14 protein-coding genes, 1 other RNA gene and 1 riboswitch are annotated in these 15684 nt (G+C 68.0%); of the genes, 7 read left to right on the forward strand and 8 right to left on the reverse strand.

All coding sequences use genetic code 11. The features are described from left to right. Positions 1 to 128: 128 nt before the first annotated feature. Positions 129 to 947 carry a prolipoprotein diacylglyceryl transferase gene (gene lgt / locus A3AG_RS0125025; protein WP_018008032.1) on the forward strand — a complete coding sequence of 273 codons (819 nt, stop codon included), beginning with the start codon at positions 129 to 131 and terminating at the stop codon, positions 945 to 947. A 19-nt stretch (positions 948 to 966) separates the two neighbouring features. Here lgt and A3AG_RS0125030 read toward each other — a convergent pair whose 3' ends face one another. Together A3AG_RS0125030 and A3AG_RS0125035 are read right to left on the reverse strand one after the other, a co-directional pair. Then, positions 967 to 1986 (reverse strand): M48 family metallopeptidase, encoded by a 1020-nt coding sequence (locus tag A3AG_RS0125030; RefSeq protein ID WP_018008033.1) that lies wholly within the window; start codon positions 1984 to 1986, stop codon positions 967 to 969. Positions 1987 to 1992: 6 nt separating this feature from the next. Further along, positions 1993 to 3084 carry a YjgN family protein gene (locus A3AG_RS0125035; protein WP_018008034.1) on the reverse strand — a complete coding sequence of 364 codons (1092 nt, stop codon included), beginning with the start codon at positions 3082 to 3084 and terminating at the stop codon, positions 1993 to 1995. A gap of 764 nt (positions 3085 to 3848) precedes the next feature. Between A3AG_RS0125035 and A3AG_RS0125040 the strand changes: the two genes are divergently transcribed. From A3AG_RS0125040 to A3AG_RS0125060, 5 genes are all read left to right on the forward strand, one after another. After that, positions 3849 to 4568 (forward strand): GntR family transcriptional regulator, encoded by a 720-nt coding sequence (locus tag A3AG_RS0125040; protein ID WP_018008035.1) that lies wholly within the window; start codon positions 3849 to 3851, stop codon positions 4566 to 4568. A gap of 71 nt (positions 4569 to 4639) precedes the next feature. Next, positions 4640 to 6073 carry a malonyl-CoA decarboxylase domain-containing protein gene (locus tag A3AG_RS0125045; RefSeq protein ID WP_018008036.1) on the forward strand — a complete coding sequence of 478 codons (1434 nt, stop codon included), beginning with the start codon at positions 4640 to 4642 and terminating at the stop codon, positions 6071 to 6073. 165 nt (positions 6074 to 6238) lie between these two features. Next, the gene (locus A3AG_RS0125050) at positions 6239 to 7249 is read left to right on the forward strand and encodes a Bug family tripartite tricarboxylate transporter substrate binding protein (RefSeq protein WP_018008037.1); all 1011 of its coding nucleotides are present in this window, start codon (positions 6239 to 6241) and stop codon (positions 7247 to 7249) included. Between the two features lie 44 nt (positions 7250 to 7293). After that, positions 7294 to 8076 (forward strand): enoyl-CoA hydratase/isomerase family protein, encoded by a 783-nt coding sequence (locus tag A3AG_RS0125055; protein WP_018008038.1) that lies wholly within the window; start codon positions 7294 to 7296, stop codon positions 8074 to 8076. Positions 8077 to 8145: 69 nt separating this feature from the next. Further along, a complete protein-coding gene (locus A3AG_RS0125060) occupies positions 8146 to 9699 on the forward strand; it encodes a malonate--CoA ligase (protein WP_018008039.1) in 1554 nt (517 codons plus the stop codon). Positions 9700 to 9801: 102 nt separating this feature from the next. On the opposite strand, the gene A3AG_RS0125065 is transcribed toward A3AG_RS0125060, so the two are convergent. From A3AG_RS0125065 to A3AG_RS0125085, 6 genes are all read right to left on the reverse strand, one after another. Continuing rightward, positions 9802 to 10500: an SIMPL domain-containing protein gene (locus A3AG_RS0125065; protein ID WP_018008040.1), complete on the reverse strand. Its 699-nt coding sequence runs from the start codon at positions 10498 to 10500 to the stop codon at positions 9802 to 9804. Between the two features lie 133 nt (positions 10501 to 10633). Continuing rightward, entirely contained in the window at positions 10634 to 11458 is an 825-nt protein-coding gene (locus tag A3AG_RS0125070; protein WP_018008041.1) for a sulfite exporter TauE/SafE family protein, read from the reverse strand. A gap of 75 nt (positions 11459 to 11533) precedes the next feature. Further along, positions 11534 to 12016, reverse strand: a complete 483-nt coding sequence (locus A3AG_RS0125075) for an EVE domain-containing protein (protein ID WP_018008042.1) — start codon at positions 12014 to 12016, stop codon at positions 11534 to 11536. A 109-nt stretch (positions 12017 to 12125) separates the two neighbouring features. After that, positions 12126 to 12343, reverse strand: a non-coding RNA gene (gene ssrS, locus A3AG_RS33620) — 6S RNA. A 234-nt stretch (positions 12344 to 12577) separates the two neighbouring features. Next, complete coding sequence (locus A3AG_RS0125080) at positions 12578 to 12910, reverse strand: cell division protein ZapA (RefSeq protein ID WP_018008043.1); 333 nt, start codon at positions 12908 to 12910, stop codon at positions 12578 to 12580. Further along, entirely contained in the window at positions 12907 to 13212 is a 306-nt protein-coding gene (locus A3AG_RS0125085) for an MreC domain-containing protein (protein WP_018008044.1), read from the reverse strand. Before A3AG_RS0125085 ends, A3AG_RS0125080 begins: the two co-directional genes overlap by 4 nt. Before the next feature lie 210 nt (positions 13213 to 13422). Next, positions 13423 to 13715: riboswitch (cobalamin riboswitch) on the forward strand. 74 nt (positions 13716 to 13789) lie between these two features. Here A3AG_RS0125085 and A3AG_RS0125090 point away from each other — a divergent pair. Continuing rightward, positions 13790 to 15682 (forward strand): TonB-dependent receptor domain-containing protein, encoded by a 1893-nt coding sequence (locus tag A3AG_RS0125090; RefSeq protein ID WP_018008045.1) that lies wholly within the window; start codon positions 13790 to 13792, stop codon positions 15680 to 15682. Positions 15683 to 15684 lie beyond the last annotated feature (2 nt).

Consider the following 15684-nt stretch of genomic DNA (forward strand, 5'->3'; position numbering starts at 1 on the left):
TACGGGCTACGATGCGTGCGCGGGCCAGGTGTTGGCATTGCCGTGCAACCTTCGCCGCACCCGCGCGTCATACCTGGCGCGGCACGGCCCGGCGCCGCCGCTGCCCCACAACCACCATTCACGCCAACATGCTGATTCATCCCCAGTTCGACCCGGTTGCCATTCACCTGGGCCCGCTCGCGATCCGCTGGTACGGGCTGATGTACCTGGCCGGGTTCGTCATGTTCCTGTGGTTCGGGCGCCTGCGCATCCGCCAGCCGCATGTCGCCGCCAGGGGCTGGACCACGCGCGACCTCGACGACATGCTGTTCTTCGGCGTGCTGGGCGTGATCCTGGGCGGGCGGCTCGGCTACGTGCTGTTCTACAAGCCGTCGTACTACCTGTCGCATCCGATGGAGATCTTCAAGGTGTGGGAGGGCGGCATGGCTTTCCACGGCGGCTTCCTTGGGGTGGTGGTGGCGATGTGGCTGTTCGGCCGGCTGCGCCGGCGCCACTGGATGGAAGTGACCGACTTCATCGCGCCGATGATTCCCTGCGGGCTGGCCGCCGGGCGCATCGGCAACTTCATCAACGGCGAGCTGTGGGGGCGTGCCACCGACCTGCCGTGGGGCATGATCTTCCCGCAGGCCGGCGACAACATCCCGCGCCATCCGTCGCAGCTCTACCAGTTTGCCGGCGAGGGCGTGGCGCTGTTCATCATCCTGTGGCTGTTCGCGCGCAAGCCGCGGCCGATGGGCGCGGTGTCGGGGGTCTTCCTGATCGGCTACGGCGCGTTCCGCTTCGCCGCGGAATTCGCGCGCGAGCCCGACAACTTCCTGGGCCTGCTGGCGCTGAAGCTGTCGATGGGCCAGTGGCTGAGTCTGCCGATGATCCTGGCGGGCATCGCCATGGTGATCTGGGCCTACCGCCGCCAGCCCGGCGCCGGCGCGCCGCAGCCGGCGGCCTGAGTGCCGCCTCCCGCGGGCGCTAGCGGCCGGCGCGGCGCAGCGCTTCGATGCGCGCCTGCGTATGCGGGTGCGTCGACAGGAAGTCTTCGCCACGCCCGGCCTGGGCTTCGTCGGGCTTGCCTTCGCGCCGCTCCAGCGCGACCAGCACGTCGGCCAGCGCCGCCGGCGGCAGGCCGTTGCGCTGCATGACGTCGATGGCATAGGCGTCGGCCTCGCGCTCGTGCTCGCGCGAATAGCGCAGCGTCAGCATGGCGGCGGGCACGCCCGCCAGCACCGACGAGATATCGCCGAACAGGTACGCCGACAACGCGGCCAGTGCCGAGCCCTGGATCACCTGCTGCAATCCGTGGCGGCGCGCCACGTGGCCCGCCTCGTGCGCGAGCACGCCCATCAGGCCGGCGCCGGTGCCCGCCAGGCCGACCAGCTCGTCGGTGACGATGATGGTGCCGCCCGGCAAGGCCAGCGCATTGGCGCCGATCTCGCCGCCCTGGCGGAATACGACCTGGTAGTCGTGCGCGGCATCGCGCGGGCGTCGCAGCGCCGCGAAGCCGGCGCGGATCTTCGCCTGCTCGGCGGCCGGCAGCTGCGTCGGCCCGAGCATGCCGTGGTCCAGGCTCTCCAGCGTCAGCTGGCCGAGCCGGGCCTCCAGTTCGGCCGGCACCGCGCGTGCCATCATGCCCGCCCCCCATGGCAGCAAGACGTAGTAGCCCAGCACCAGTACCGCCACCAGCGCCGCCACCGCCAGGCCCGCCAGGCGCCAGCTGTTCTGCGCCCGCGCTACCAGGCCGTCGCGGTGGCCGGTGGCGGCCAGCAGCCGGTCGAAGGCGGCATGGTCGGAGACCTCGCAGAAGGCGCCGTCGACGAAGGTGACCAGCCGCGGCGCGCGGCGCACGCGTTCCGACACGCGCAGCTGCGACAGCGGCGTGCGCCGCAATTCGGCGCCGTCGGCGTCGCGCAGCACGGCCTGCTGCGCCTCCACGGCCAGCGTGGCCGGATGCGCGCGCGACGAGCGCCCGTCGAAGAAGGTGACCGGGACCATGGCGCGTCAGAGCGCGATGTCGATGTCGTACCAGTCTACCGCCGCGTCGCCCAGCGCGCCCACCTGCTGCGCTTCGCCGGCGACGAAGCTGTCGAGCGGACCGGCCGCGAGCATGGTCACGCACTGCAGCCGGTAGCGCGTGGCGCGCACGCGCGCGAACGGCAGGAACAGGCCGAGCGTCAGCGCGATCGCAATCAGGTTGGTGACAAAGATAAAGACCATGCGCGCGGCGCTGACTTCGCTGCGGAACGCGTGCGGTGCCAGCGTGGTGTGGCTCCACACCACGTTCTGCAGCCGCGCCATCAGGTAGGGGCTGACCGACAGCATGCCCAGGTAGAAGCCGGCGATGCAGAAGCCAAGCAGCGCCGCCGCGCCGAAATTGCCGATCCCCGGCGCCACCAGGAAGCCGGCCGCGGCCATCACCAGCGTGCCCGCCAGCACCACGCCGAAGGCGCGCAGGTAGGCCCGGTAGAAATCGCCCGCGCCGGCGTGGAAACCGAACGGCGCCGTGCCGAAGCGGGTGTGGTTGTGCTGGTAGCGCTTGAAGCGCTGGTGCGCCAGCGGCCCCAGCAAGCCCAGCGTGGCTACCGCGGCCAGCGGCCATAGCACGAACACCCGGTAGGCCTCGGCATCGCCGCCGGTGAAGCCGAAGCGCAGCCCGCGGTAGCTGGAGTTGGCCATGCGGAAGCGCAGCGAACGCACCAGCAGCAACGGAAATACCGCCAGCAGCACCAGCAGCATCGCCAGCGCGAGAAAAGGCGAGAAGGTCGACGCGAACTGGAAGGCGAACACCAGCGCGAACACGATGGCCCGGCCTTTCAGGATCGCCGACGGTTTGCCGTGGTAGTCGAAGCTCGCGCCGTCCAGCCGCGTGTTGCGATAGAAGTACTGCAGCGTGCGCACCTTGGCCCAGGCGGAATAGATGCCCAGGGTGACGATGGTCAGCAGCGCATTGACGATCCAGATGCGGAAATATTCCGAGCCCGACCCGGTGAAGCTCAGGCCCAGCGGCCGCAGCGCGGCGGCGCGGGGGCCGGCGGGGGCTGCCGGTTCGGCCGGGGTGGCGGCCAGGGTGAAATCGCTGCTGCCAGCTTGCATGGCGTGACCTCCAGAGTGATGTGCGATGGATACAGGAAACCGGCGGGGAAATCCGCGGCGGCCGGCGCCTGTTTCAAAAACGCAACGATGCCAGGCAAGGCAATTGCGGCGACGGCCTCACATTCTGACATCGATAAATAACGTCGACGGCACAATTTGCAATGGCGCTTGCCGCCGGCTTATGCCGCAACGTCGACACCATGGAAAACCCTCGTAACACTTTGGAAACATCCTGTTACACTGATCTCATCCTGTAACAAATTGCACTTGGGTGCCATCCATAAAATCAAGGGCTTAGCCCGACTGGCACGCAAATCGCTAGTGTTTTTGTTACAAGATGAGCGGCAAGCCACAGCCGCCACGGCAGCGCCAGGGGGGAAACGGCTCTACGGGTCTAGAGTTACGCTAGCCGCGCTGCACGGACGAAAGGGCACGGGAAAATCGACGCGCTTTGCGCGTTTGCAACAGGGGTGGCGCAGGGGCCAGCGCCAGGGTCGACACAATCCAATGGACCCACGCGGCGGACACCATCGTGGCCGCCTGCGATAACAAGCAGCATCGGTAGTTCTTTTCAGGCGCGGGCGTTCCTTGCGGGGAGGCAGGGAACGCCCGCCGCACCTCGTTTCATCATTCCCTGCTTACTCATCGCGCGCAGTGCGGCGCAACATCGAAAGTCCTTGTATCGTTCGCGCCCTAATCCATAATTATGAATTATGGGATCCGACGCACACGCTATCGGGTGCCCGTGCGACACAGGAGATGGCATGCGCATCGTCCAGCAGGCGCTGTACCTGGAAGTGGCAGACCGGCTGCGCGCCATGATCGACGCGCATACGCTGGTGCCGGGCGCATGGATCGATGAAAGCGCGATGGCCGAAACGCTCGGCATCTCGCGCACGCCGCTGCGCGAGGCGCTCAAGGTGCTCGCCGCCGAAGGCCTGGTGCGGCTGGAGCCGCGCCGCGGCTGTTTCGTCAATGAACTGTCCGAGCAGGACCTGGACGAGATCTTCCCGCTGATGGCGCTGCTGGAAGGGCGCTGTGCCTATGAGGCGGCCCGCAACGCCACCCGCGCCGACCTCGATGCCCTCGACGGCCTGCACGCCGACCTGGCGCGTTATGCGCAGGCCGGCGATATCGACGCCTACTACGAGACCAACGCCCAGATCCATGAAGCGATCCAGCGGCTGGCGGGCAACCGCTGGCTGAGCGGGCTGATCAGCGACCTGCGCAAGGTGCTGCGGCTGTCGCGCCACAAGAGCCTGAAGCTGCCGGGGCGGATCCAGGAATCCTGCGCCGAGCACCTGAGCGTGTTTGCCGCGCTCAAGGCGCGCGACGCCGAAGGCGCCGAAGCCATGATGAAGACCCACTTGCTGCGCCAGCGCGCCGCGCTGCAGGTACTCGATGCCGGCGGCGCCGCGATGGCGCAAGACGTCAAGGCCGTGCGCGCCCCGCCGGCCTTGCGCGTGGCGGGCGCCGAAGACTAGTTCCCGCACACCGCCACGCCAGTCAGCGTTTTACCCCACGTTCAGATCGATGCATCAAAGGCAGGTACCGCATGAACTCCTTCGATACGGGTGACCAGAAGATCAGCGCGCCGCTGGGCGAAAGCGAGCCGTCGAGCTCCAACATCCTGTCGCGGCTGGGCCGCTGGTGGGGACGCAAGGGCGAGGGCGACGCCAGGGCCAATGGCGACACCAGGGCCGCCCCGCCGGCCGATGGCGAGGCGCCGCTGCCGGCGCGCGTGGTGCGGCGCCAGCGCGAGCAACTGCGCCTGTGCTTCGATGCGCGCCTGACCGACGGCGCCGCCAATGCCGCCGCGCAGGCCTGGCAGGCCGAATACGAAGCCGCGGGCGAGGCCACGCGGCGAGGCATGCTGGCGGTGCTGGCCGAGGTGGCCAGCAGTGGCGGCGAAGATGTCGCGGCCGATGGCGACAAGGGCACGCGCGCGGGCCAGGCGCAGTCCAACGCCCGCATCCGCTTCTTCAAGCGGCTGGCCGCGCTGCATGGCCAGCGCGGCAACAGCGCCTGCGGCCTGCACTTCCTGATCCAGCTGCGCGCCGACATGCTGCGCTGGCAGCGCCGCATGCCCGGGCTGCGCCCGCTCGACGACGACCTCGAGGCCTTGTTCTCCAACTGGTTCGACGTCGGCCTGCTCGAGCTGCAGCCGATCACCTGGGACTCGCCCGCGTCGCTGCTGGAAAAGCTGATCCGCTACGAGGCCGTGCACGAGATCGCCTCGTGGACCGACCTGCGCAACCGGCTCGATTCCGACCGCCGCTGCTACGCCTTCTTCCACCCGCGCATCCCGCGCGAGCCGCTGATCTTCGTCGAGGTGGCCTTTGCCCCCGAGATGGCCGCCGACGTCCATACCCTGCTGGACGAAGCCGCGCCGCTGGAAGACCTGCGCCGTGTCAAGTGGGCGATCTTCTATTCGATCAGCAATACGCAGGCGGGGCTGCGCGGCGTCAGCTTCGGCAACTTCCTGCTCAAGCGCGTGATCGAGGAAGTGCAGCGCGAATTCCCGAAAGTGAAGCAGTTCGCCACGCTGTCGCCGATTCCCGGGTTTGCCGACTGGTTGCGCAAGCAGGACGGCGAGGCCGTGGCCCGCGTGCTGGGCGACAAGCGGCTGGCGCGCTGGAGCGAGCGCCACGGCAACGCGCCCGCCGACGGCGCGGCGTGGCTGGAGGCGCTGGCGCCGGATGCCGCCGATGCCGTGGTGCGCGACACCGCGCTGACCCTGGCCGCGCATTTCCTGGTGCGCGAACGCAACCACTCGATGCCGGCCGACCCGGTGGCGCGTTTCCACCTCGGCAACGGCGCCTGCGTGGAGCGGCTCAACTGGGGCGCCGACCTGTCGCGCAAGGGCCGCAGCCAGAGCTGCGGCATGATGGTCAATTACCTTTACGTGCCTGAGGCGCTGGATGACAATCTGGCACGCCTGGGCGCAGGCAACCCGCGCATCAGCCGCAGCGTCGGGAAGCTGCTGTGATCCTGGTCCGGTCACGGAAATCGCCCTTGCCCTCATACCCGTGGCGCCTGGCGCGCCGCGTCGTTTTGTCGGGAGTCCCGTCGTAGAAGCAAAGCCGGCCGCGCGGCGTCCCTGCGGGCGCGCGCGGCGATCAGATTGACTTTCCAGAAGAGAGAGGAGACAAAGATGAATCGTCGTCAGTTCACACTGGCCGCCTGCGCGCGCGCAGCGGGCCTGGCCCTTGGCGTGGCCGGCATCGGTGCCGGCGCCATGTTCGCCGCCCCAGCTCACGCCGACACCTGGCCGTCCAAGCCGGTGACCGTGATCGTGCCGTTCCCCGCCGGCGGCGGCACCGACGCCTTCGCGCGCCCGCTGACCGCGCAGCTGTCCAAGCAGCTGGGCAAGCAGTTCGTGATCGACAACCGCGGCGGCGCCGGCGGCACGGTCGGTGCCAGCCTGGCGTCCAAGGCCGCGCCGGACGGCTACACCGTGTTTATCGGCGGCGCCCACCACGCCATCGCGCCGTCGTTCTACAAGAAGCTGGACTACGACATCGAGAAGGACTTCATTCCGGTCACGGTGATCGCGCAGCCGCCGCAGGTGGTGGTGGTCAATCCCAACCGCGTCAAGGCCAACACGCTGCAGGAGCTGATCGCCTACGCCCGCGCCAACCCCGGCAAGCTCAACTACGGCTCGGCCGGCAACGGCTCGTCGCACCACCTGGCGGGCGAGCTGTTCAAGATCCAGACCAAGACCTTCATCACCCATATCCCGTACAAGGGCGCCGGGCCTGCACTGTCCGACCTGATCGCGGGCCAGGTCGACCTGATGTTCGACGGGCTCGGCTCGTCGGCGCAGCATATCCGCGCGGGCCGTATCAAGGCGCTGGCGGTGGCGTCGAACAAGCGCTCGGCCGCCTTCCCCAATGTGCCGACGGCGGCCGAGGCCGGCGTGCCCAACTATGACGTGTCCACCTGGTACGCGATGTGGGTGCCCAAGGGCACGCCCAAGGACATCGTCGACCGCCTCTACGCCGAAACCGAGAAGGCGCTGAACACGCCCGAGCTGAAGCAGATCTGGCTGAACAACGGCTCGGAAACGCCGGCGTTCACGCCGGAACAGTTCGGCCAGTTCCAGCACGCCGAGATCCGCCGCTGGGCCCAGGTGGTGCAGCAGTCCGGCGCCAAGATCGACTGACGCAACGCCATGCCCATGCCGATCCGAAGCCGGGAGACGCGCCCATGAGCGGCACCGTGCGGTTTGCCACGCAGGGCACCACCGCCACCGTGACGCTGGCGCACGCGGGCAAGCTCAACGCCATTTCCGCGCAGATGTGGCGCGAGCTGGCGGCGGGCTTTGCGCGGCTGTCCGCCGATACCTCGCTGCGCTGCGTGGTGGTGCGCGGCGCCGACGGCAACTTTGCCGCCGGCGCCGACATTGCCGAGTTTCCCGCCGAACGCGGCAACGAGGCCGCGGTGCGCCACTACCACATGGCGACCATCGCGCCCGCGCTGGCGGCGGTAGCGCAATGCAGGCATCCCACCGTGGCGATGATCGAAGGCGTATGCGTGGGTGGCGGGCTGGAAATCGCCTGCCATTGCGACCTGCGCATCGCCGCGTCCGACAGCCGCTTCGGCGTGCCGATCAACCGGCTGGGCTTCCCGATGGCGCCCGGCGAGCTGCAAGGCCTGCTGGCGCTGGCGGGCCGCGCCGCGACGCTCGAGATCCTGCTCGAGGGCCGTGTCTTCGATGCCGCCGAGGCGCGCGACAAAGGCCTGCTGACGCGCGTGGTCGCACCCGCCGCGCTGGCCGCCGAGGTCGACGCCACGGTGCGCCGCATCGCCGCGGGCGCACCCGCCGCGGCGCGCATCAACAAGGCCACCATCCACCGGCTGGCGCCATCGCCGGCGCCGCTGTCGCCGGCCGACCTGGACGCGCATTTCGCCTATGCCGAAGGCGCGGACCATGCCGAAGGCGTGGCCGCCTTCCTGGCGCGCCGGCCACCACAGTTCCGCGGGGAGTAGGGCGCGCCGACGGCACTGCTTCCCATCATCGATGTCTTCGCTTTCTCAGTCTTTGGTTCGCTCCTTGTCATGAACGCCAACCTGTTCGCCCTGTTCGAATCCCGCTTCCCCGCTGACCGTAGCGCCTGCTGCATCGAGACCCACGATGGCCTGTACTACAGCTGGGACGACCTTGACCGCGCCACCGCCAAGCTGGCCAACCTGCTGGCGTCGCTGCACCTGCCCGAAGGCGCGCGCGTGGCGGTGCAGGTGGAAAAGTCGCCCGAAGCGCTGTTCCTGTACCTCGCCACGCTGCGCGCCGGCTATGTCTACCTGCCGCTGAACACGGCCTACCAGGAGGCCGAGATCGACTACTTCGTCGGCAATGCCGAGCCGTCGGTGGTGGTCTGCAGCAGCAAGAACTTCGGCTGGGTCTCCAAGGTGGCGTTCCGCCACGGCGTGAACCATGTGTTTACGCTGGACGACGACCGCAGCGGCTCGCTGCTGTCGCGCGCCGCTGGCAAGGCCGACACCTTCGAGACGGTGGCGCGCGCCGACGATGACCTTGCCGCCATCCTCTATACCTCCGGCACCACCGGGCGCAGCAAGGGCGCGATGCTGAGCCACCGCAACCTGGCCTCCAATGCGCAGACGCTGCACGAATTCTGGGGCTGGCGCAGCGACGACGTGCTGCTGCACATGCTGCCGATCTTCCATGTGCACGGCCTGTTCGTCGCCTCGCACGGCGCGCTGCTGGCCGGGGCCAAGATGATCTGGGCACCCCGGCTGGACATGGCGCAAGTGCTGAAATTCCTGCCGCGCTGCACCGTGATGATGGGCGTGCCGACCTACTACGTACGCATGCTGCAGGAGCCGCGCTTCGACGACGACACCTGCCGCCGCATGCGCCTGTTCGTGTCGGGTTCGGCGCCGCTGCTGCTGGAAACCTTCGAGGCCTTCCGCGAGCGCACCGGCCATACCATCCTGGAACGCTACGGCATGAGCGAGACCGTGATGCTGGTGTCCAACCCGTATGACCCGGCGCTGGGCGAGCGTATCGGCGGCACCGTGGGCATGCCGCTGCCGGGCGTGTCGGTGCGCGTGGTCGACGGCGACGGCAAGCCCTGCGCGCCGGGCGAGATCGGCAACGTCGAGGTGCGGGGCCCGAACGTGTTCAAGGGCTACTGGCGCATGCCGGAAAAGACCCGCGAAGAGTTCACCGACGATGGCTGGTTCAAGACCGGCGACGTCGGCCGCTTCGGCGGCGCCATCGTCAGCCAGGCCGGCGAGCGCGCGGTGCCAGACCACTACCTGACCATCGTCGGGCGCAGCAAGGACCTGATCATCTCGGGTGGCTACAACGTCTACCCCAAGGAAATCGAGAGCTTTATCGACGAGATGCCGGGCGTGGCGGAGAGCGCCGTGATCGGCGTTCCGCATGCGGATTTCGGCGAGGCGGTGGTGGCGGTGGTGGTGCGCAAGCCCGGCGCGGACATCGACGAAGGCGCGCTGATCGGCACCCTCAAGGGCCGCATCGCCAACTTCAAGGTGCCCAAGCGCGTGCACGTGGTGGACGAGCTGCCGCGCAATACCATGGGCAAGGTGCAGAAGAACGTGCTGCGGGAGCAGTTCGCGGGGCTGTGAGAAAAATTGCGATACGCCGCGGGGTTGTAACCGCGGCGGGTTTGCTCCCTCTCCCGCCTGCGGGAGAGGGGCGCACACAAGCGCTCGATCGAATGCGCCAGCTTACTTCAGCATCTGCACCGACCCGTTCACCGACACCGTTACCTGGGTCTTGCCGCCTTCGACCGGCACCGGCACCGCGGCGTCGGCCATCATGGCCTTGGCGGCGCCGTACATGCGCGGCACCGGCGGCATCATGCCGGTCTCGTTCACACTGACTTCACGGATGGTGTAGCTGTTGTAGCCGAACAGTCTGGTGGTGGCCTGCGCCTTGTTGCGGAACGAGGCGATGGCCTGCTCGGCCAGCTTGGCCTCGGCCGCCTCGCGCGCTTCGCGCGACAGCGAGAAGGCGATGTTCTGCACCTGCATCTGGCTGGCCAGCTCGCCCGCGAGCCTGGACACTGCCGCGAAATCGCGCGATTTCAGGATGACCTCGGAGCGCCCGCGCCAGGTGCTGATGCGGCCGTTGCGGTCGGTGCTGGGGTGGATGGTGAAGCCGCCGGATTCGGCGCTGACGCCCTGCACGCGGCGCGCCTGCGTAATCACGGCCTGGGTCCGTGTCGACAGGCCCGAGGAGATCGCGGCCGGTTCCGCGCCTTCCTGCTCCGCGGCCAGCGTCAGGTGCACGATATCGGTCGGCACTTCGGTGACGGCCTGCGCGGTCAGCGACAGCACGCCCGACGGCGTTTCCGTGGGACCGCCGTGGGCCGAGGCAACGACGGCGGTGGTGCCGAGCAGGGTGGCGGCGAGCCATTGTTTCATGTGGTTCTCCCAATCAAAACGTGATGGGTATCAGACGTGGCCGCAGGGGCGATCGTTCCGCGACATTGCAAACGATTGTTGCGATGGCGCCGCGCGGGTGATCGCGCTTCCCCCGTGCGGGTGACACGGGCGGTCAGAACGCCTGCCAGGCCTTCCACAACATATACGTGGCCAGGCACAGCAGCAGCACGGCGAAGACCTTGCGCAGCTGGCCCACGTCCATGCGGTGCGCGGTGCGCGCCCCCAGCGGCGCGGTCAGCACGCTGGCCGCGGCGATCACCAGCAGCGCGGGCAGGTAGAGATAGCCGAGCGAGGCCGCCGGCAGTCCGGGCGCGTGCCAGCCGCTCCAGATATAGCCCGCCACGCTGGCAGCGGCGATCGGGAAGCCGAGCGCGGCCGAGGTCGCCACCGCGTTGTGGATCGGCACATTGCACCAGGTCATGAACGGCACCGAGACAAAGGCGCCGCCCGCGCCCACCAGGCTCGACAGGAAGCCGATCACGCCGCCCGCGCCGGCCATGCCGGCAAAGCCCGGCAGCTGGCGCCCGGGCTTGGGCCGGCGGTTGCGCAGCATCTGCAGCGCCGAGAAGCCGACGAAGCCCGCGAACGCCAGCGACAGCCAGCTGGTCTTCAGCGCCGCGAAGACCTTGCCGCCGCCGACCATGCCGCCGATCACGATGCCGGGCGCCAGCGCCAGCACGATCGGCCAGCGCACCGCGCCGCGCTTGTGGTGCGCGCGCACGGACGACAGCGAGGTGAACAGGATGGTGCCCATCGAGGTGGCGATCGCCATATGGACGATGGCTTCGCCGGCAAAGCCCAGGCTGGTGAACAGCAGCGTCAGGAACGGCACCATCATCATGCCGCCGCCCACGCCGAGCAGGCCGGCGCAGAAGCCGGTGAAAGCGCCCAGTGCGAGCAGGGCGGGGATCAGCACCGGCAGGTTGTCGAACGGCATCGTGTCAGCAAGTCGTTGTTATTGTCGTCAGCCTCGTTGCGCAAGGCCTGGTCCGTTGCGGCAGCGCCCGGCCAGTCAGTCCATCAGCTTGCCGGTGATATAGCGCCATTGCGCCGGCGTCACCGGCGTGATCGAGAGCCGGTTGCCGCGCCGGAGCACCACCATGTCGGCCAGCGCTTCATGCTCGCGCAGCTCGGCCAGCGAAATCAGGCGGCTCTTGCGTTCGAAGCGCACGTCGACCAGCAGCCAGCGCGGCGCGTCGGCCCTGGAGGCAGCGTCGAAATACGGGCTCTTGCGGTCGAACTGCGTGGGGTCGGGGTAGGGCGCGGAGCAGACTTCGGCAAGGCCGGCGATGCCGGGCTCGGGGCAAGACGAGTGATAGAACAGCACGCCGTCTCCGATCTGCATGGCGTCGCGCATGAAGTTGCGCGCCTGGTAGTTGCGCACGCCGGTCCACGGCAGCGTCCGTTGGCGGGCCAGGTCGTCGATGCTGGCTTCGTCGGGTTCCGATTTCATCAGCCAGTACTGGCGGGCGCGTTGGTTCTGGTTAGGGCTCACGGCGCTGCTCAGGAAAGGAAGGCCCGCGCCGAAAGACACGGGCAAGCATCAGGCAAAGAAAAAGGGCAAAGAAAAAGGCGATGGTTCAGAAAACCACCGCCTTTTTTAGGGGGTCCCCGCCTCGGCCGCTGGGTCGGCATCCTGAACCCAAGTGAGGTTCAGAGTGGCTGCGGAAGTCGCATTTCGGGTACATCATCCACTCAGGGAGTCCAGGCCAGGCCCGGACTATGAATGCGACGACGCGCTCGCCCACGCGACATAATCCCGCACCATGCAATGCATATCGGTTCAAGGAGTTTATGACCCTCACGAACCAGGCAGGGAAACTGTCAAACGTCTGACTCTCCACGTGCGGGATGTCAGACGTTTGCCGTTTCTAACTAGGATGGGATGAAAACGGCGGCCAGGCGCGATAACCTGACCTGTCAGCTGCACTTCTGTGGTGCCTCGTGCAGTCTGGCTACACTATACACCGCGTTGCAGGCCATACCAAGTGCGCTTGCGCGTGTCGTTACATTTTGCGCGACAGCGCGGCATCCGCAGCACATCCCACCGTGCCGCTCAGCCGCGCGTACCGGTGCCCACGTGGGCATATTGGCGCAGCGCTTCGTCGGCGCGGTCGTTCAGTTCGCGGATGCGTGCGCGGATGGCGTCGACCGGGATCGCGCCCTCGGCCTGCTGCTTGCGCTGCAGCGACAGCAGGTCCGAGGCGATGCTGATCGCGGCCATCACCGCCACGCGCTCCACACCCTTGGCCGCGCTGCCGTTGCGCAGCTTGTTCATCTGCGTGTCGACCAGGGCCACGGCCTCGAGCAGCGCGGCCTCGTTCTCGGGCGCGATGGCAAAGCGGTAGGCCTGGCCGGCGATATTGACTTCGACTTGCTTGTTGCTCATGCGTGTTCTCCGGGGGCCTTGTGCGCCTCGGCCTCTTCGCCGAGCAGGTCGAGCTGGCGCGTGTCGCTGGCGGTCGGCAGCTTGTCAAGGATGGACTGGATGCGCAGCTGCGCTTCCTCGATCTTGATATTGAGCAGTTCGCGGTCGGCGGCCATGGCCTCGCGCTCGCCGCGCAACTGCGCGGCTTCGCCCTCCAGCCGCGCGATCTCGTCGCGCAGCCGCTGGTTCTCCGCCGCCAGGGTGTCCGCATGATGCAGCACGCGCCCGATCTTGGCGGCCAGTTGTTCGAGTTCGGTGAGCATAGGGCCTGTCATGATGGGAGTAGTGTCAGGTATGGCGATTCTAGCCGATGCGCCGGCATGCACAATGCGGAGGAAAGGTTTGTGACCGGCCGCCCGCATGGAAGTTGCAGGCTTCTGCACCCAAGACGCCGCGAGAGTGTGACAAAACGCTACCAGGCGGGCTATGGGCGCAGTGGGGGCGTCGCGTTGACGCGAAGGGCGAAACGCCATAGACTCGCGCACGTTCCAGGTGCTCGCCCTTTTCGTCCCTGGCGAAGGGGCAGTTCAACGGGAAACAGGGAGCCGGGCCGGCTGCGCGCCGGACAGGCCAACCTGTGCTGCCCCCGCAACGGTAAGCGACCGCGGTGCGCATGCGCCAGCCACATCGCTGGCAAGGCCCGATCCGTCATCGGATCACAGGCCACATGCCCGCAGGACCGGCCACACGCCACTGAACCGCAGGTTCGGGAAGGCGCCGGTTCCGAGTCGCCAGCCCGGATACCGGCCTGAACGCGGGCTGCCGCCCGTGCGCGGCACGCCTCATCGCCATATGGCCCGCGGGGGAACGGGCCTGGCCGTTCCTATCCAGTCCTGCATCATGCGTTCATCGCTTCACAGGTCGACCCGCCCGGCAAGCCCGGCGGTGCGTCCGTCCGTGCCCGCCATCCTGGCGGCCATGGCCTCGTTCTCCCTCGTTCCCGGTACCGCATCCGCGCAGGCCGCGGACAGCAGTGCCGCGCAGCTCGCGCCGGTGGTGGTCACGTCCACGCGCACCGCGCAAGCCATTACGGAGGCGCTGCCGCACACCACGGTGGTGACGCAGCAGGACATCGCCAATGCGCAGGCGCCGGACCTGCGCACGCTGCTGCGCAGCCAGGCCGGCGTCGAGTTCTCGACCAACGGCGGCATGGGCAGCAATACCTCGCTGTTCATGCGCGGCGCCAACTCCAACCAGACCCTGATCCTGATCGACGGCGTGCGGGTGTCGTCGGCCAGCAGCGGCACCGCGCAGCTGGCCAATATCCTGCCCGACCAGATCGACCGCATCGAGGTGGTGCGCGGCAACGTCTCGGCGCTGTACGGCTCGGACGCGATCGGCGGCGTGGTGCAGATCTTCACCAGGAGCGGCGCGGGCCAGGCGCCGGCGGCCAACGCGGCGGTGGAGTACGGCAGCAACAATACGCGCCAGGGCACGGTCGGCTACGGCGGCCAGGTCGGCGACACCTCATTCAACCTGACCGGCTCGGCGTTCAAGACCGACGGCTTCTCGTCGATCAATACGAAGCAGGCGCCGCGCGCCAATCCCAACGACAACCCGTACGAGAACCAGAGCGTGTCGGGGCAGGTGAAGCACCGCTTCACGCCCAACTGGGACGCGGGCATCACCGGCTACTACTCGAAGAGCAAGCTGTCGTTCGACAGCGCCTTCGGCCGCCCCACCGACGAGAACCGCACCAACAGCGAGCTGTACACGCTGTCGGCCTTTGCCAACGGCAAGCTGGGCGCGGACTGGACCACGCATTTCAAGCTGGCACAGAGCGAGGACCGCAGCGATACCTTCCTCAACGGCAGGCCCAACGGCACCTTCAACACCCGCAACCGCCAGTTCAACTGGCAGAACGAGTACGCGCTGGCCGCCGGCCACACGCTGCTGTTCGGCACCGACTACCTGCAGCAGGAACTGGATTCCAGCGCCTACGGCGCGCCCACGCGCAATGTATTCTCGGTGTTCGGCGGCTATGACGGGCGCTTCGGCAAGCACCAGCTGCAGCTCAACGCGCGCAACGACCACTATTCCGACTTCGGCAACCAGGGCAGCTTCTTCGCCGGCTACGGCTACAACCTGACTGACGCGTTCAAGCTGATCGCCAGCGTCAGCAATGCCTTCCGCGCGCCGACCTTCAACGAGCTGTACTACCCCAACTTCGGCCAGCCCAACCTGCAGCCCGAGCGCGCCAAATCGGTCGAGGCCGGCGTGCAGTACACCACCGCCAGCGCCGGCCTGCTGCGCGTGACCGCGTTCGAGACGCGCTACCGCGACCTGATCGTGTCGGCGCTGCAGCCCAACGGCATGTTCCTGGCGCAGAACGTCAACCAGGCCAAGGTGCAGGGCATCGAGGCGTCGTGGCGCGCCCGTATCTACGGCACCGACCTCGGCGCCAGCGTGACCTTCCAGAACCCGGTCGACGAGCAGACCAACACCCAGCTGCTGCGCCGTGCACGCCGCCATGCCGCGCTGGACGTTGGCCGCGATATCGGCAACTGGCGCTTCGGCGGCGAATGGCTGCTGTCGTCGTCGCGCATGGACGCCGGCTCGCGCCGGCTGGGCGGATACGGTATCGTCAACCTCAACGCCCGCTACAACATCGACAAGCAATGGTTCATCGCCGCCCGCGTCGAAAACCTGTTCGACAAGGACTACCAGCTCGCCTACCCCTACAACACGCAGGGGCGCGCCGGCTTCATCACGCTGGGCTGGCGCCAGCGATGAGC

The organism is Cupriavidus neocaledonicus (assembly GCF_000372525.1).
In the GTDB taxonomy this organism is placed as follows: Bacteria; Pseudomonadota; Gammaproteobacteria; order Burkholderiales; family Burkholderiaceae; genus Cupriavidus; species Cupriavidus neocaledonicus.

Excerpts from the sequence above, each read along its gene's own strand:
- A3AG_RS0125050 (WP_018008037.1), top strand. The coding sequence starts at position 6,239 with ATGAATCGTCGTCAGTTCACACTGGCCGCCTGCGCGCGCGCAGCGGGC.
- A3AG_RS0125060 (WP_018008039.1), top strand. The coding sequence starts at position 8,146 with ATGAACGCCAACCTGTTCGCCCTGTTCGAATCCCGCTTCCCCGCTGAC.
- A3AG_RS0125040 (WP_018008035.1), top strand. The coding sequence starts at position 3,849 with ATGCGCATCGTCCAGCAGGCGCTGTACCTGGAAGTGGCAGACCGGCTG.
- A3AG_RS0125035 (WP_018008034.1), bottom strand. The coding sequence starts at position 3,084 with ATGCAAGCTGGCAGCAGCGATTTCACCCTGGCCGCCACCCCGGCCGAA.
- lgt (WP_018008032.1), top strand. The coding sequence starts at position 129 with ATGCTGATTCATCCCCAGTTCGACCCGGTTGCCATTCACCTGGGCCCG.
- A3AG_RS0125065 (WP_018008040.1), bottom strand. The coding sequence starts at position 10,500 with ATGAAACAATGGCTCGCCGCCACCCTGCTCGGCACCACCGCCGTCGTT.
- A3AG_RS0125055 (WP_018008038.1), top strand. The coding sequence starts at position 7,294 with ATGAGCGGCACCGTGCGGTTTGCCACGCAGGGCACCACCGCCACCGTG.
- A3AG_RS0125080 (WP_018008043.1), bottom strand. The coding sequence starts at position 12,910 with ATGAGCAACAAGCAAGTCGAAGTCAATATCGCCGGCCAGGCCTACCGC.
- A3AG_RS0125045 (WP_018008036.1), top strand. The coding sequence starts at position 4,640 with ATGAACTCCTTCGATACGGGTGACCAGAAGATCAGCGCGCCGCTGGGC.
- A3AG_RS0125085 (WP_018008044.1), bottom strand. The coding sequence starts at position 13,212 with ATGCTCACCGAACTCGAACAACTGGCCGCCAAGATCGGGCGCGTGCTG.
- A3AG_RS0125090 (WP_018008045.1), top strand. The coding sequence starts at position 13,790 with ATGCGTTCATCGCTTCACAGGTCGACCCGCCCGGCAAGCCCGGCGGTG.
- A3AG_RS0125070 (WP_018008041.1), bottom strand. The coding sequence starts at position 11,458 with ATGCCGTTCGACAACCTGCCGGTGCTGATCCCCGCCCTGCTCGCACTG.
- A3AG_RS0125030 (WP_018008033.1), bottom strand. The coding sequence starts at position 1,986 with ATGGTCCCGGTCACCTTCTTCGACGGGCGCTCGTCGCGCGCGCATCCG.